This is a genomic window from Bisbaumannia pacifica (assembly GCF_007989625.1).
Lineage (GTDB): Bacteria > Pseudomonadota > Gammaproteobacteria > Pseudomonadales > Halomonadaceae > Bisbaumannia > Bisbaumannia pacifica.
Genome location: NZ_BJUK01000026.1, coordinates 1 through 14958 on the forward strand (window position 1 = coordinate 1; position 14958 = coordinate 14958).

The following is a 14958-nucleotide window of genomic DNA, read 5'->3' on the forward strand; positions in this document are numbered from 1 at the left end:
CCGCGTCGCGGTCCGCTCCCTCGCCGGCTCGGGGCGTTCGGCCGGTGCCAGGTGAGACTCTTCATGGAAGGTATCCACGGGTGTGACTGGCTTACAAACCCATACAAAGGCCCGCCCTCGGTCCATCGAGGGCTCTGCTATGGTGAATGTCGGTACTGTCCACAGTGGGATCTCAGGAGGAGACGATGACAGGCATGATGCGTTATCTGGCGATCGCGGCCCTGGCGGCCATGATGGGGATGGGGCTGGCCGCTTGCGAAGATGATCCGGGGCCGGCGGAAGAGGCGGGACAGAATATCGATGAGGCCATGGAAGAGGCCGGCGAGAGCATCGAAGAGATGGGCGAAAGCCTTGAGGAGAGCGCCGAGGGGGGCTCCGATGGGTATTGATTCAGGACCGTAGCAAGGCACTACGATAAGGCCGGGCAGATGCCCGGCCTTGCTCGTTTCTAGCCGTGAGGGGGCTCAGGTGCCGGCGTTCTGCTCGATACCCTGGAGGTACCAGGGAGCATCCTCGCGGAGCTCACGAATCAGGTGCCAGGTCTCGTTGAACTCGTTGTGCTCGCCGTTCTCGTCGATGATGCCATGGAAGATCACCGTGGCCTCGGCCTGGTTGCCGATCTCCTGGACGCTGCCCAGCTCGGCGAACAGGCGCACGATCTCGGTACGGTTGTTGGCCGGGTGCTGATCGCGCTCCTGGCGTAGCAGGTTGTAGAGCTCGGGGGTGACATAGTCCTGGATCTGGGAGAAGTCGTTATTGTCCCAGGCCCGCTGCAGGGTCATGAAGTGCTCCTTGGCGCCGCCCAGGAAGCGCTCTCGGTCGAACCACTCGGGCTCGCTGCCCATGCCGCCGAGGCTACCCGCGGCCGGCGTGGACTCGGCCTGGAAGGCCTGAGGTTCGGGGCGCTGCGGAGCCGGCCCCGCGGCGGGGGCCACGCGCCGGCGGGCCAGCAGCCGGAACAGCAGGAAGGCGATGCCGGCGACCAGCAGGAGATCCATCAGGCGAAGCTCGTCAAAGGCGCCGCCGAAGAAGAGGGCGGCTAACAGGCCGCCGGCCAGCATGCCTCCGAGCATCCCGCCCAGGCCGCGGCCACGCGAGGGGTTGGCTGCCTGGTTGGGTGTTTGGCCCTGGGTGGCCTTGGCGGTGGTGGGCGGCGAGGCGGAGCGGGAAACGCTACCGATACTGCCGCCGCCACCCAGGCGGCGGGCTTCTGCGTGGTCGACGGCGAGGCCAAAGCCGAGCACGCTGACCAGCAGCATGACGAAGAGATGGCGCATGGGGTATCTCCAGAGTTGAAGGATGGTGAGGTGTCAGGAAGTCTCGGGCCCTCTATTCTAGCCACTACGCGAGGCAACGGAACCAATTATCGGAGAGAGCTCATGCGCCTGGAATCTGAGGAAAGCCTGTTATTGATCGTCGACCTGCAGAGTCGCCTGTTACCGGTGATTCATGGGGGGGAGCAGGCGGTGGAGGAGGCGGGCTGGCTGGGCGAGGTGGCTCAGGCCCTGAGCGTGCCGGTGTGGATCACCGAGCAGTATCCCCAGGGGCTAGGAGGCTCCGATCCGCGGCTGGTGGCGCGTCTGCCCGAGGCACGCATCTTCCAGAAGGCGCACTTCGGCGTCCATGACGAGGCGACCTTCGCCGAGGCGCTGCGCGAGAGCGGCAAGCGTCAGGTGGTGATCTGTGGTAGTGAGGCGCATATCTGCGTGATGCAGAGTGCCCTGGGGCTGCTGGATGCCGGCTACGAGGTCTACTGGCTGGTGGAGGCCACCGCCAGCCGTCGCCCGGAGGAGGCGCGGCTGGCTCGCGAGCGGGTAACCGCCATGGGCGCGATCCCGGTGAGTGCCGACATGGTGGCCTATGAGTGGCTGAATCGCTGCGATGACGAGCGCTTCAAGGCCGTGCACCGCGCCTACCTCCGAGAGCGCTCGGACCGCTCCCTGCGCTTCTTCTGAGGGGGCCTCAGGCCGCTGCCTCGGGGCGGGTAAAGACCAGGGTATCGCCCTGGGACAGCTCGGCGTCGAAGCGGTAGCCGGCCACATCGAACTCCTTGAGCCGCTCCGGGTCCTCCAGGCGCTGGCGAATCATCCAGGCGGCCATCAGGCCGCGGGCCTTCTTGGCATAGAAGCTGATGATCTTCAGCTTGCCGTTCTTCTCGTCCTTGAACACCGGGGTGATGACCCGGGCCCGCAGCTTGCGGGTATCGATGGCCTTGAAGTACTCGTTGGAGGCCAGGTTGACCAGCACCGGGGTACCGCTGTCGGCCACCGCCTTGTCCAGCTCGGCGGTCAGCAGCGGCCTCCAGAAGGCGTAGAGGTCCTTGCCGGCGGCATTCTCCAGCTTGGTGCCCATCTCCAGGCGATAGGGCTGGATCAGGTCGAGGGGGCGCAGCAGGCCATAGAGGCCGGAGAGAATCCGCAGATGGCGCTGGGCGAAGGCGTTGTCCTCGTCGTCGAAGCTCGCCGCTTCCAGGCCCACATAGACGTCGCCCTGGAAGGCCTGGGCGGCGGGCTTGGCATTCTCGGGGCCGAAGGGGGGCGCCCAATCGGCGAAGCGGGCGGCATTGAGACCGGCCAGCTTGTCGCTGATGCCCATCAGCTCGCTGAGGCGCTGGGGGGAGTAGTCGCGCAGGATCTCGATCAGTGCCTGACTGCGCTCCAGATAATCCGGCTGGGTGTGGATGGCCGTGGTGGCCGGGGACTCGAAGTCTAGCGTCTTGGCGGGCGAGATCACGCTCAGCATGGGGCGCTCCTGGTCCTGATGAAGAGAGTGTCGAGTATATCAGGCGCTGTCTCCCCACGGGGCTATCGAGGCGATAGCCCCGTGGGGCATGGCCTCAGGGGCAGGGGTTGGGCTGTCGCCGATGGACCGCCTCGATGGCTTCCAGTACGGCCGGTTCGAGCTTCAGGGACTCGCTGGCCAGGTTGCTCTCCAGCTGCTCCATGGTGGTGGCGCCGATGATATTGCTGGTCAGGAAGGAGCGGGAATTGACGAAGGCCAGGGCCATCTGCGCCGGGTCTAGGTCGTGTTCCCGGGCGATCTCCACATAGGCCCGAGTCGCCTCCATGGCGCTCTGGGAGTTGTAGCGCTGGAAGCGCTCGAAGAGGGTCAGGCGCGCGCCGGGGGGCCATTGGCCATCCAGGTACTTGCCGGAGAGCACCCCGAAGGCCAGCGGCGAGTAGGCCAGCAGGCCGACGTTCTCGCGATGGGCGATCTCGGCGAGGCCGATCTCGAAGGTGCGATTGAGCAGGTTGTAGGGGTTCTGGATGCTGGCCACCTTGGGCAGGTCGAGGCGCTCCGCCAGGCGCAGGCTCTGCATCAATCCCCAGGGCGTCTCGTTGGAGAGGCCGATGGCGCGAACCTTGCCGCTCTCTACCAGTTCCTGGAGGGCCGAGAGGCTCTCCTCCAGGGGCGTGCTGACCTCCTCCTCCTTGTGCTCGTAGCCCATGCGGCCGAAGAAGTTGGTGTAGCGATCGGGCCAATGCAGCTGGTAGAGGTCGATATAATCGGTCTGCAGGCGCCGCAGGCTGGTCTCCACCGCCTGGTGGATCTGCTCCCGGGTCAGTCGCGAGCCGCCCCGCAGGTAGTCCATGCCGGGGCCGGCGATCTTGCTGGCGATGATCACGTCGTCCCGGGAGCCGCGGGCCTTGAGCCAGTTGCCGATGTAGGTCTCGGTGCGCCCCTGGGTCTCGGCGCGAGGCGGCACCGGGTACATCTCGGCGGTATCGATAAAATTGATACCGAAGGCCACCGCCCGGTCGAGCTGCTCGTGGGCCTCGGCTTCGCTGTTCTGCTCACCGAAGGTCATGGTGCCCAGGCATAGGCGACTGACCTCGATTCCGGTGTCGCCAAGCGGTCGGGTCTGCATGGATCCACTCCTGATCTCGCGATAATTTAGGGCATGGTAGCCAGGCCCCGGGGCGGCGGCAAACCCGGTGCGGCCGAAGGCCGCCCTCACGAGGGTTGAGTCGCCCCGGTGAGGGGCGTATGCTTGCGGCCCATTCGCCAGAACAGCGGGTTTTGGCGATGCAGTGACGCTTGGATACTGGCCTATGCTGTATCAGGAGCCGGTCCATCTCTTCGCTACTCAGGAATGCAAGGTTGTTTGCCATGCCGCAGGCATCTTCACTGTTCACGCGCCTTGAATATCGACTGGCAGAGCAGCTCTTTCATCTGCGCTGGTTACCGCGTTCGCCGCGTACCCAGCGGCTGACCATGCATCTGTTCCAGCGCTGCGCCGATGCCGGTCATCCCGGCGCCCTGTCGCTCTACGGCCATATGCTCTTTCATCGCGGCGTCTCGCCCCAGGACAAGGCCCGCGGTGCGCGCTATGTCCTCGAGGCGGCGCAGAGCGGCGATGTCCGCGCCCAGTATCAGCTGGCCGCTATCTATGAGCATGGCTGCGCCCAGTACCCGCGTCGCGATGACCATGCCGTGACCTGGTATGCCCGGGCCGGCGAGGCGGGCCATCCGCTGGCCGCCGAGCGCCTGGCCAAGGCCTATCGCCAGGGGGAGCTCGGCCTGGCGGTGGATGCCGAACAGGCCGCCTACTGGCAATCCCTGGCCGACCGTCAGCTGGAGCCTGCCCTCTGGTCGCCCCCCGACCTGCCCGACGCCCCCGCCTCACGCCACTGAATTCGACCCGGCGCCGCTAACCCAGTAGGCTGGAATGATCCCCGGGTTCGCCATGACCCCGGCCGCCCCTTGTTAACCAGAGGATGCCCGAGTGACGCTGCCGACACTGCTGGATATCGAGGCGTCCGGGTTCGGGCGCGGTAGCTACCCCATCGAGGTGGGCATCGCGCGGGCCGATGGCAGCAGTTGCGCTTTCCTGATCCAGCCCCTGACGGAGTGGGTGCACTGGGATCCCAAGGCCGAGTTGCTGCATGGCATCTCCCGGGCGCGTCTAGCCCGCGAGGGGCACCCGGTGGATGAGGTGGCGCGCTGGCTCAATGATGAGCTGGCCCAGGTGGGAGTGGCCTACAGCGATAGCTGGGGATACGACAACACCTGGCTGTCGTTGCTCTTTCATCACGCCGGGGTGCTGCCGCGTTTTCGCCTGGAGGCGCTACGCCGCCTGCTCGACGAGCGGCAGCAGGCGCTCTGGAAGGCGACCAAGGAGGCCCTGGTGGTAGAGCTGGGTATTCATCGTCACCGCGCCGGCGACGATGCCCGCCTGCTGCAGCAGACCTATGCCCGCACCCGGGCCTTGGCACAAGGCAGCGCCGCCGACTGAGCGAGCCTATTCAGTCGCCAGATGTGTCTCCAGGGCGTCGAGCAGTGCCTGGGGCGTGGTCGCGGCGAGCAGCCGATCCCGGGTGCGTTGATCCAGGAAACCCGCCGCGACGGTGCCGTCCATAAAGTCCAGCAGGGGGGTATAGAAGCCGCCGCTGTCGAGCACGCCCAGGGGCTTGTCGTGGAGCCCCAGGTAGTGCCAGGTCCAGATCTCGAACAGTTCCTCCAGGGTGCCAATGCCGCCGGGCAGGGCGATAAAGGCGTCCGCATGGGCGGCCATGGTGGCCTTGCGCTCGTGCATGTCGGTGACCCGAATCAGCTCGCTGAGCCCCTGGTGCGCCTGCTCCCGAGCCACCAGGTGGCGTGGCATCACGCCGATCACCTGGCCGCCCGCCGCCAGGGCGGCATCGGCGAGGCGTCCCATCAGGCCGACCCGGGCGCCGCCATAGACCAGGCGATGGCCACGCCGGGCGATCAGTCGCCCCAGGGCCTCGGTGGCCTCACGGTGGCGGGGATCCTCGCCATCCCGCGAGCCCAGATAGACACAGATACTTGCCATGCATTACTCCTTGCTCGTCGTGGAGCGGCTTCCGGCCGCCATACCCTGAATCGTACCCTCAAACGCGGAAGGGGCACCCAGCGGTGCCCCTTCCTGGGTCGTGCGTCGGTCGCGTTTAGCGGCTGCTGCGGCTGGCATCGCGACGCATGGCGTCACGCAGCAGCTTGATGCCGACGCCGCTGATGACGAACATGCTGCCGATCAGGACCAGGCTGGCGACCACATGGGTATCGAAATACATGGAGATATCTCCTTTAGAGGGGTGTCAGGGGGAGGGGAAATCAGGGCAGGCAGTCGGCGACGCCATACTCGGCGTCCAGCCACTGGCCGATGATATTGTCGCCGCCCAGGTGGTGGGCGTACTGGGTATGCAGGCAGCGCACCTGGTCCCAGTTGGCGATGCCGCCGATGCCGCGGTGGCGAAGCAGCTCCGCATAGCCCAGGCGCTCCGCTTCGGCCTGCTGGGTCGGGCTCATGGAGGCCCAGCGACGGGCCACATAGTCCTCGTGGCTGCGGTGGTAGGCGGCCAGGAAGTCGGGATCTTCCTTGAGGCGGGCCTCCAGGCGCTTGATCACCCCGGCGGCCTCGATATGCGACAGCTCCACCTTGAGGCGCTCGGAGCAGAGCCAGAAGAGGGTCGGGAAGGGCTTGCCGTCGACCAGGGAGTGCATGCGCAGCACCAGGGGGGTGCCTTCGCCATCGGTGGCGACCACGGCCTGAATGCCACGCGGGGCACGGCCGAGCTGCTCGGTGATGATCGCCAGTTGACGCTCATCGGGAATCTGATCGGTGGGGATCACCATCTTGGGGGTCTCGCAGAAACTTGTTCGAGCGCCCCACGGCACGAAAGAAGGCTTGATTGAGCTGGGCCGGCGTGGGCACATAGCACCACTGCCGTTCACAGTAGTCGAGGGCCCGAGCCATCAGCGCATCGTAGAGGCGGTTGAAGGGAGCATCATAATCGTAAGGGTCGGCCCCGAACAACCGGATATGCGGGTAGTCGGCGAATCGTTCCACGAAGTAGCGCTCCAGGTCCGCCTCCACGGCGCGATGGGTCGCGGTATTGTCGGGGTCGAGCCACAGGTTGTAGCGGATCGCCATGATGGCCTCCTGTCGCGGGGGATAGGCCTGAGACAACGGTCGGGCGGGAAAGGCTCACGCCCGTGCCAGGTCGGCGAAGCGTCCGGCACAGAGGCGAGCCAGGTCGGCCGGGGCCAGGGCCACTTCCAGGCCCCGCTTGCCGGCGCTGATATGCAGCGTCGACAGCGCCTCGGCACGGCGATCGATAAAGGTCGGCAGGCGCTTCTTCTGCCCCAGCGGACTGATGCCGCCGACCACATAGCCGGTGGCTCGCTGGGCCGCCTCGGGCTCTGCCATCTGGGCCTTCTTGGCGCCAGCGGCCCGGGCCAGGGCCTTGAGGTCGAGTTGATCGGTCACCGCCACCAGGGCCACCGCCAGACGGCCATCATCGAGCTTGGCCACCAGCGTCTTGAACACCGTTTCGGGGGCGAGGTCCAGGGCCTCGGCGGCCTCCAGGCCATAGGCGGGGGCACGCGGGTCATGGGCGTAGCTCAGCACCCGATGGGGCACGCCGGCTCGCTCCAGGGCGCGGATGGCCGGGGTCACGGCGTGGCCTCGGCGGCGGCGTCACGCAGATGCTCTTCCAGGCGCTGGCGCAGTTCGCCCTCGATGGGCAGCGAGCACTTGGCAGCATGATCATAGTGGACCATGACGGTATGACCGCGGGCCCCCAGGCGCCCCTCCTGCCAGGCCTCCTGGGTCACGGTCAGGGAGCTGTTGCCCAGCCGCGTCAGGTAGGTGTGAATCGTCACCGGTTGGCCATAGAAGAGTTCGGCCAGGTACTCCACCTCCAGCTTGGCGAGGATCAGGCGCCACTTGCGCGGATCCAGGTCCGGCGTAAAGAGGCGAAAGAGGTCGGTACGCGCCTGCTCGAACCACACCGGCAGCCGGGTGTTGTTGATATGCCCGAGGGCGTCGGTATCGGTGAAGGCCGGGGTGAGCTGGGTGGTGAACATGGGGGATCCTCGCTGGCAAAGGGATCAGCATTAACCCGAGCAAACGCTAGGTCAAGTCGACATCCGGAGAAGGGGCGGGGAGGCGCCGCGGTCAGATGAGTCGCAGCCCCTGGCGATCGGTCCAGGCCGCCTTCAGGGCCTGCGCCAGGGGGGCCTGCAGGTGGGCCGGCAGCGCCGCCAGGGCGGCGTCGAAGTCGGCGAAGTCGCGGTTGCGCAGCCAACAGTAGGCCCAGGCGCAGGCCTCGTCGAAATTCTCCGGGGTGGGGCGGGCCGGCATCTGCACCAGCAGGAAGGTGGCCGTCTTGGCGGCCCAGAGGGGCACTTGCTCGGCGGCCTCGGCACGACTCCAGGCGGCCAGCTCCTCGGCGCTGGGGGTGGCTTCCGGCTCGCCGAGCTTGGCGACCCGCGCCGTCTCGGCGAGGATCAGGGCCAGGCGTTGGGGATCGCCCTGGCCCAGGCGTCGCCACTGGTCGATCAGGGCGGGGAGGCCTTGACGAACCTTGGCGTAGAAGGGACTTTCCTGCATGGTCAAACCCTTATAAGTGGTGCAATGGCGCCAGCAGTGAACTGACGAGGAGCAGACATGGCCTTCGATTTTGCCACGCCCATCGAGCGACGGCATCCCGGTGCCCGCGACGTCGAGCCGTCCGACTGGCCGTCCCAAAAATGGCATCGCTACGGGGAGGCGGTGCTACCGCTCTGGGTTGCCGATATGGACTTCGCCTCGCCGCCGGCGGTGATCGAGGCCCTCCAGGCGCGGGTCGCCCATGGCGTCTTCGGCTACGGGCTGGTGCCCGATGGCCTGCGCCGGGCCCTCTGCGACTGGAGTGCCGAGCACTATGGCTGGACCATTCGGCCCGACTGGCAGCACTGGTTGCCGGGGGTGGTACCGGCCCTGCAGCTGGCGGCGATGGCGCTGACCGAGCCCGGCGAGGGAATCCTGACCGTCACTCCCATCTATCCGCCCTTTCTCAAGGTGGCCGAGCGCAGCGGGCGGCTGGCCCAGCAGGCGCGGCTCGCCGAGCCGCCGGCCCCCGGCGAGCCTTGGCGCCTCGACCTGGCGGCGCTGGAGGCGGCGATTACGCCGCAGACGCGGCTGCTGTTGTGGTGTCATCCGCATAACCCCACCGGCCGGGTCTGGCGTGACGAGGAGCTCGCGGGGTTGGCGGCGCTGGTGGAGCGCCACGATCTGCTGGTGGCCTCCGACGAGCTGCACTGTGACCTGCTGCTGGAGGAGGGCGCCCGACACCGGCCCCTGGCGGCGGCCTATCCCGAGCTGGCGGCGCGGATCGTGACGCTCTGGGCACCCTCCAAGACCTTCAATCTGGCGGGGCTGACCACCGCCTGTGCGGTGATCCCCGACGCCGAGCTGCGGCGGCGCTTCGTGGCGCGCTGCCGCGGCCTGCAGCCGGACATGAACGTGCTGGGGGTAGTGGCGGCGGAGGCGGCCTACGCCCAGGGCGAGCCTTGGCGACAGGCCTTGCTGGCGGTGCTGCGTGATAACCGCCGGCGCTTGGTAGAGGCGGTGGCCGAGTGGCCCGGGGTGGCGATGTCGTTCCCCGAGTCCACCTACCTGGCCTGGCTCGATATGCGCCAGGCGAGTCTCGGCGAATCGCCTCAGCAGGCGCTACTGGACGGCGCCGGGGTGGCACTCTCCGACGGCGCCGACTTCGGCTGGCCGGGTTTCGTCAGGCTCAACTTCGGGACCACGCCGACGCAGCTGACCCAGGCCATCGAGCGCCTCGACACCCTGCTGAGATAGCCGACGACCGCCCGAGGGCGGTCGTGATGCAGGGGTCAGTAAAGTAGGGCGAAGAGCTTGCGACGATAGGTGACGGTAAGCGGGTGGTCCGCCCCCAGGGCATCGAAGACCCGCAGCAGGGTCTGGCGGGCCGCATCGTCGCCATAGGCGCGGTCGTGCTTCATCAGCGTCAGCAGGGCCTCCAGGCCGGTCTCATAGTCGCCATCGGCGACCCGGCGCAGGGCGCGCTGGAACTGGGCCTCGCTGTCGTCACGGTCGCCGAGGGCGGCAAGGGCCTGGTCATCGGGGGCCTCCTGGCGAAACTCCAGGCTGGCGCGCACGCCACGGGCCTTGGGGGCATCGCGGTGCTCCGGGGGCAGGTTGTCGAGCAGGGCCCTGGCATCCTCGCCGCGGCCCTCGGCGAGCAGGGCGCCGGCCAGGTCGACCTGGTAGTCGTGATGCTCGGGATACTGCTGGACCAGTTGCTCGTAGAGGGCGCGCGCGGTGGCCGCGTCGCCGGCCTCCAGGGCCGCCTTGGCCTGCTCCTCGGGGCTGGCCGGTGCCTCCGCCGGGGGCTGCAGGTACTGCCCCAGCCATTCACGGATCTGCCCCTCCGGCAGGGCGCCCTGGAACTGATCATAGAGCTGGCCCTGGAGGATCAGCTTGACGTCCGGCACCGAGCGGATCCCTAGCTGGGCGGCGATCTCCTGATTCTCGTCGATATTCAGCTTGGCCAGCACGAAGGCACCCTGATACTCCCGGGCCAGCTTCTCGAGCACCGGCATCAGGTTCTTGCAGGGCTCGCACCAGGGGGCCCAGCAGTCCAGCAGTACCGGGGTCTGCATTGAGCCTTCCAGCACCACCTGCTGGAAGTTGCTCATGTCGATATCGACGATATAGGCGCTGGGGTCTGCCTGGGATTGCGGGCTGGACGCTTGCGCCTCGGAGGTCAGGGGGGCACCGCTGCGCGGGTCGACGATCTGCATGGGGTCTGCCTTGTGAAGCTCGGGTTTCCTCACAAGATGCGGGTGACGACGGCCGGATTCAAGCCTTGGCACAGGCGATCGACAGGGGCGGTCGATAAAAACGCCAGCGCCGACTCCCGACTGGGTCGGCTTTCCATGGTATCTGCGTCGCGGGGCGCGGATGGGAACCGATGACCGTCACCGGTTCGGCAACGAAAAAAGCCGACTCCCTAAGAAATCGACCTTCTCCTATGCTTAGTAGCGGGGACCACTGATCTTGAAACCAAAGCGAACCGATGACCGTCATCGGTTCGGCAACGAAAAAGGCCGACTCCCTAAGGAATCGGCCTTCTTCTATGTTTGGTAGCGGGGACCGGATTTGAACCGATGACCTTCGGGTTATGAGCCCGACGAGCTACCAGACTGCTCCACCCCGCATCAACGTGATGCACACTATACGGATTTTATGACGTACGTCAAGCGTTGACGACGAGTGTGCAATGAAACGCTCGTCTTGTTGCACCGCGGCATCACATACTGGCCCAGCAGTCATCATCTTGACTCGCGGGTCGACGACACTGGATTTGCCCCAAGGGCACCATGTCGTTATTCAGGGCCACTAACAAGGGAGTCACTCTATGACCGATACAGCACCCGTCGCTTGGGTCACCGGAGGCACCGGTGGTATTGGCACCGCTATCTGTCGCGCCTTGGCCAAGGAGGGCTATCGGGTGGTGGCGGGGTATCATAATGCCGAGAAGGCCAAGGGCTGGCTGGCCCAGCAGCAGGCCGAGGGCTTCGATAATATCGTCCTGTCGGGCATCGATCTGGTGGATTACGCCTCCTGCGAGGCGGGAGTCAACGAGCTCCGCGAGCAGCATGGCCCGATCAGTGTGCTGGTCAACTGCGCCGGGATCACCCGCGACGGCACCCTGAAGAAGATGACCCCGGAGCAGTGGCACGAGGTCATCGATACCAACCTCAATAGCGTCTTCAACACCTGCCGCAGCGTGATCTCGGACATGCTGGCACAGGGCTATGGGCGCATCGTCAATATTTCCTCGATCAATGGCCGCAAGGGGCAGTTCGGCCAGGTCAACTATGCGGCGGCCAAGGCGGGGATGCATGGCCTGACCATGTCCCTGGCCCAGGAGACCGCCAGCAAGGGAGTGACCGTCAATACCCTGTCGCCGGGCTATGTGGCCACCGACATGATCATGAAGATTCCCGAGGAAATTCGCGAGGGCATCCGCGAGGGGATTCCGGTCAAGCGTTTCGGCACCCCCGAGGAGATCGCCCGGGCGGTGGTTTTTCTGGCCGGCAAGGAGTCGGGCTTTATCACCGGGGCTAACCTGGATATCAACGGCGGCCAGTTCATGGGCTGATTTCCCCCTGAGGGACGACAACGAGACGCGAGGCCTTGATCTCGCGTCTTGCGTTGGAGCGCTCGTTTCAGGGCGGCGGCAGGTGCAGCAGGCGGGCCAGCAGGCTATCCAGCTCCTGGACTTCCCGCTCCCAGAGCGCGGCGGGAACCGGGCCGGTGGCCAGTAGTTCGCGAAGTAGGCCGTGAATCTCTTCGGCCCGGGAGAGCTCGCGGCCCAACCCCTCGTTGAGGCGCTCCACCTGGATGGCCAGGCGCAGCGGTTCATCCTGTTGCCCGACCGGCTCGCCGGCCAGCAGTGCCAGGTGGACCCGCAGTCGGATCAGCTGCTCTTCCACGTCCTGGGGCGTGGCGGGGTGACGTCGGGCGGCGTTGCGTCGCTCGTGGGCCCGATGCATGTCACCTTCCATGGGGCCCGGATCGGGCACCTCTGTCGGCGAGCCACTGCCCAGGGCCTCGGCATCCGCCGTCAGGTGCGCCTCCAGCAGGGGGCGTAGGGCCTGCCAGCGGGCCACTTCCTCGCTGACTGCCAGGCGTAGTAGGCGCTCGCGACGGGCCCGGACGATGCCGCTCCAGCGCCGGCGCATGCCTTCGCTGCGGCGCCCCGAGGGCAGGGGGGCCAGGGCTTCGGCCTCGGCGATGGCCTGATCGAGGGTCGCGGCATCATCGCTGGTCTGGGGTTGCCAGGCATCGAGGCGATCGATCAGGGCCTGCATGGTCTCCAGGCGCGCCTGACTGCGACGAGCGCGATCGTCCCGTTCCGCTTCTCGATGGGCGAAGAGCTGGTCGCAGAGGCCACGAAATTCTCGCCACAGCATCTGCTCCTCGCCCTTGGGGGCGCGACCCAGGGCGCGCCAGCGCTGCTGCAGACGTTTGGCTTCGGCGGTGCGGCGGTCGATGGGGGCGCCGTCGCCGAGCAGGCGACGGGCGCTCTCGATCAGCTCGCGCTTGGCGCTGGCGATCTCCTGGGCGCGGTGATCGATCAGCCCCTGCAGCTCATGGCGGATCCGCCCGAAGCGTCGCCCGACGCGTTCCGCCTGCTCTCGGGGCACCGGCGAATGCTGGAGCCACTGTTCCCGGGCGCGATCGCGGATCTCGCGCAGGGCGTCCGGGTCGGCGGCGGGATCCGGGTGCGCCAGCAGGGCCTCGAGCTGCTCGCAGAGGGCCTCCCGCGCCTCCAGATTACGCTGTCGCTCGGCCTGGCGGGCGGCCTTCCAGGGGCCGAGGCGTGCATGGATCCGATCCGAGGCGCCGCGGAAGCGTTCGGCGAGTTCCCGGGTGGCGGCGGCGCTGCCCAGCTCCTTCCACTCCTTGATCAGGCGGCGGTGCTGGTGATCCAGTTCGCGATCACCGAGCTGGGTGTCGTCGGCCAGGGCCTCGATGGCCTGGCAGAGCTGATCGCGCTTGGGGCCGGCCACGAAGCCGCGCCAGTCGCGCAGCTCAGCGAGCTTGGCGGCGAGGCGCCTGAAGCGGGCCAGGGACGCCGCATAGGCCTCCCCCGACACCCCATCCAGGTGCTGGCGCAGGCTCTGGTGCAGGCGGCTGGCGCCCTTGAAGGCGCCTCGCTCCAGCAGTTGCTGGAGCTCATCCAGCTCCTCGTCGAGCCAGGCCACCGAGGGGCGCTGGCCGGCCTGGGTCTCTTCGGCCTGAGTCAGGGCGGCGCGGGCGCGTTTCAACAGAGGCGTGGGCGGCAGCCGCTCGGGCCAGTCGCAGTCGTCCAGGGCGCGGGCCAGCGCGGCGGCATCGCGCGTGGCCAGGGCCTGCTCCAGGGCCTCGGCGCGAGGTTGCAGGCCCTCCCAGGCCTGGCTGATGGCGTCATAGCCGGCCAGCACCTGGTCATAGCGCTGGCGCAGGGTGGCATCCGGGGCATGCTGATCCGAGAGCGCTTGCCAGCGGCTGGCCAGCAAGTGCTTCTGGGAGCGCAGGCTATCGATGTCCTGGGCCGTGATTAGCTCGCTGCACTGCAGGGCCGTGAGGCTCTCCTCCAGGGCCTCGACCAGTTCCTGGCGGGTCTGGTCGGCATCAGCCTGACGCTGGCTGGCGGCCCGATGAGCCTGATGATGGGCCTCATGGTCGCTGAGGGTCTTGCGGCAACGCAGGCAGGCCTCCTGGTAGCGCGACTCCTGAGCCGGTGTGGAGGGGGCTTGCAGCGACTCCCACTCCCGTTGCAGGTGGCGCAAACGTCCGGCATAGAGCGGTTCCCAGGGGGCCTGGGCCTGCTGCTCCAGGGCGTGTAGGAGGCGTTCGCGCTCGGCCTGGGCCTGGCGAGCCTGGGCGGCATCGGCGCGTCGCGCGGCCAATGCCTTGCGGGCCCGGCGAGCGACCTGCTTGTCGCGCTTGGCCTCCCGGGCCAGGCGCGTCAGGCCGGCCTCGCTGGTCACCCGCTCGGCGGCGGCACGGCGCACCCCGGCGATGCCGTTGTCGCAGGCCTGGCGAATCAGCCGCGATTCGTCATCGAGCCGTGCCAGGGCGGCCAGGCGTAGCTGCTGATTATCGCCCTCGAAGGCCAGGGTCTCGAGCAGCTCGGCGTCATCTAGGTCGGCGACCAGGGGCAGGCGCTCGGTCAGCGGCAAGTCGCCATCGCGGCCGCAGAGCAGCTCGCCCAGGCGGCGGCGTAGCTCCGGGGTGTTCGAGTCGGTGTCCAACCAGGCGAGCAGGGGGCGAGGGTCGGTCAGCCGTGACAGGGCCGCCTGACGGACGCCGGCATCACGATCCCCGGCCAGACGCTCCAGCGCCCGCTGATCGGTGGGCTTGCCGGGTGCCAGCTTGAAGGCGGCCTGGCGGCGTATTTCCGGGTCGGGGTGCTGCCAGCGTGGCGCCAGCCAGCGGCGCAGCCAACCCGAAGCGATCCATCCTGACATGATGAAAGGGGTTCCTGAGCGAATCGGCCGCGGCTGGGGCCGCGACGCGTCAAGGGTCGATATCACTAATCTAAGCATGCGCCGTGTTCCCGCGAAAGTCTCGTTATGCCAACGGTTTGGCGCTTCTGGGACGGTCTGCGTGAAGATCATCGGTTGCAGGAGCCGGCGCACTCGCTTAGC

General features: G+C 67.4%; 18 protein-coding genes and 1 tRNA gene. 6 read left to right on the top strand and 13 right to left on the bottom strand.

Annotated features, from left to right (window positions below):
- Nucleotides 1-185 precede the first annotated feature (185 nt).
- Nucleotides 186-389 (top strand): hypothetical protein, encoded by a 204-nt coding sequence (locus HPA02_RS11585; RefSeq protein WP_146803360.1) that lies wholly within the window; start codon nt 186-188, stop codon nt 387-389.
- Between the two features lie 75 nt (nt 390-464).
- Here the strand turns inward: HPA02_RS11585 and HPA02_RS11590 are convergent, their stop codons facing one another.
- The gene (locus HPA02_RS11590; protein WP_146803361.1) at nt 465-1277 is read right to left on the bottom strand and encodes a Tim44 domain-containing protein; all 813 of its coding nucleotides are present in this window, start codon (nt 1275-1277) and stop codon (nt 465-467) included.
- Between the two features lie 102 nt (nt 1278-1379).
- Here HPA02_RS11590 and HPA02_RS11595 point away from each other — a divergent pair, with 102 nt between their 5' ends.
- On the top strand, nt 1380-1955 hold the full coding sequence (locus HPA02_RS11595) for an isochorismatase family protein (protein WP_146803362.1): 576 nt from the start codon (nt 1380-1382) through the stop codon (nt 1953-1955).
- 7 nt (nt 1956-1962) lie between these two features.
- Here HPA02_RS11595 and yaaA read toward each other — a convergent pair whose 3' ends face one another.
- Together yaaA and HPA02_RS11605 are read right to left on the bottom strand one after the other, a co-directional pair.
- On the bottom strand, nt 1963-2742 hold the full coding sequence (yaaA, locus tag HPA02_RS11600; protein ID WP_146803363.1) for a peroxide stress protein YaaA: 780 nt from the start codon (nt 2740-2742) through the stop codon (nt 1963-1965).
- Between the two features lie 94 nt (nt 2743-2836).
- Entirely contained in the window at nt 2837-3868 is a 1032-nt protein-coding gene (locus tag HPA02_RS11605) for an NADP(H)-dependent aldo-keto reductase (protein ID WP_146803364.1), read from the bottom strand.
- Nucleotides 3869-4110: 242 nt separating this feature from the next.
- On the opposite strand from HPA02_RS11605, the gene HPA02_RS11610 reads away from it, so the two are divergent.
- Together HPA02_RS11610 and HPA02_RS11615 are read left to right on the top strand one after the other, a co-directional pair.
- Complete coding sequence (locus tag HPA02_RS11610) at nt 4111-4635, top strand: tetratricopeptide repeat protein (RefSeq protein ID WP_146803365.1); 525 nt, start codon at nt 4111-4113, stop codon at nt 4633-4635.
- Nucleotides 4636-4726: 91 nt separating this feature from the next.
- A complete protein-coding gene (locus tag HPA02_RS11615; protein WP_146803366.1) occupies nt 4727-5236 on the top strand; it encodes a 3'-5' exonuclease in 510 nt (169 codons plus the stop codon).
- A 6-nt stretch (nt 5237-5242) separates the two neighbouring features.
- Here HPA02_RS11615 and HPA02_RS11620 read toward each other — a convergent pair whose 3' ends face one another.
- The 7 genes from HPA02_RS11620 to HPA02_RS11645 form a co-directional block, all read right to left on the bottom strand.
- Nucleotides 5243-5794 carry an LOG family protein gene (locus HPA02_RS11620; protein WP_146803367.1) on the bottom strand — a complete coding sequence of 184 codons (552 nt, stop codon included), beginning with the start codon at nt 5792-5794 and terminating at the stop codon, nt 5243-5245.
- 115 nt (nt 5795-5909) lie between these two features.
- Nucleotides 5910-6035 carry a hypothetical protein gene (locus HPA02_RS18555; RefSeq protein ID WP_269750185.1) on the bottom strand — a complete coding sequence of 42 codons (126 nt, stop codon included), beginning with the start codon at nt 6033-6035 and terminating at the stop codon, nt 5910-5912.
- A 40-nt stretch (nt 6036-6075) separates the two neighbouring features.
- Entirely contained in the window at nt 6076-6597 is a 522-nt protein-coding gene (locus HPA02_RS11625; protein ID WP_146803368.1) for a DUF501 domain-containing protein, read from the bottom strand.
- On the bottom strand, nt 6566-6895 hold the full coding sequence (locus HPA02_RS11630) for a hypothetical protein (protein WP_146803369.1): 330 nt from the start codon (nt 6893-6895) through the stop codon (nt 6566-6568). Before HPA02_RS11630 ends, HPA02_RS11625 begins: the two co-directional genes overlap by 32 nt.
- A 54-nt stretch (nt 6896-6949) precedes the next feature.
- Nucleotides 6950-7420 carry a Cys-tRNA(Pro) deacylase gene (gene ybaK / locus HPA02_RS11635; RefSeq protein ID WP_146803370.1) on the bottom strand — a complete coding sequence of 157 codons (471 nt, stop codon included), beginning with the start codon at nt 7418-7420 and terminating at the stop codon, nt 6950-6952.
- Entirely contained in the window at nt 7417-7830 is a 414-nt protein-coding gene (locus tag HPA02_RS11640; protein WP_146803371.1) for an acyl-CoA thioesterase, read from the bottom strand. Before HPA02_RS11640 ends, ybaK begins: the two co-directional genes overlap by 4 nt.
- Before the next feature lie 91 nt (nt 7831-7921).
- Nucleotides 7922-8356: a hypothetical protein gene (locus HPA02_RS11645; RefSeq protein ID WP_146803372.1), complete on the bottom strand. Its 435-nt coding sequence runs from the start codon at nt 8354-8356 to the stop codon at nt 7922-7924.
- Between the two features lie 57 nt (nt 8357-8413).
- Between HPA02_RS11645 and HPA02_RS11650 the strand changes: the two genes are divergently transcribed.
- Nucleotides 8414-9592, top strand: a complete 1179-nt coding sequence (locus HPA02_RS11650) for a MalY/PatB family protein (RefSeq protein WP_146803373.1) — start codon at nt 8414-8416, stop codon at nt 9590-9592.
- 35 nt (nt 9593-9627) lie between these two features.
- Here HPA02_RS11650 and HPA02_RS11655 read toward each other — a convergent pair whose 3' ends face one another.
- Together HPA02_RS11655 and HPA02_RS11660 are read right to left on the bottom strand one after the other, a co-directional pair.
- A complete protein-coding gene (locus HPA02_RS11655) occupies nt 9628-10557 on the bottom strand; it encodes a thioredoxin family protein (protein WP_146803374.1) in 930 nt (309 codons plus the stop codon).
- Nucleotides 10558-10897: 340 nt separating this feature from the next.
- Nucleotides 10898-10974, bottom strand: a tRNA-Met gene (locus HPA02_RS11660).
- 200 nt (nt 10975-11174) lie between these two features.
- Here HPA02_RS11660 and phbB point away from each other — a divergent pair.
- Nucleotides 11175-11921 (top strand): acetoacetyl-CoA reductase, encoded by a 747-nt coding sequence (gene phbB, locus HPA02_RS11665; protein WP_146803375.1) that lies wholly within the window; start codon nt 11175-11177, stop codon nt 11919-11921.
- Nucleotides 11922-11988: 67 nt separating this feature from the next.
- Here the strand turns inward: phbB and HPA02_RS11670 are convergent, their stop codons facing one another.
- Nucleotides 11989-14778, bottom strand: a complete 2790-nt coding sequence (locus tag HPA02_RS11670) for a DUF349 domain-containing protein (protein ID WP_146803376.1) — start codon at nt 14776-14778, stop codon at nt 11989-11991.
- Nucleotides 14779-14958: the final 180 nt, after the last annotated feature.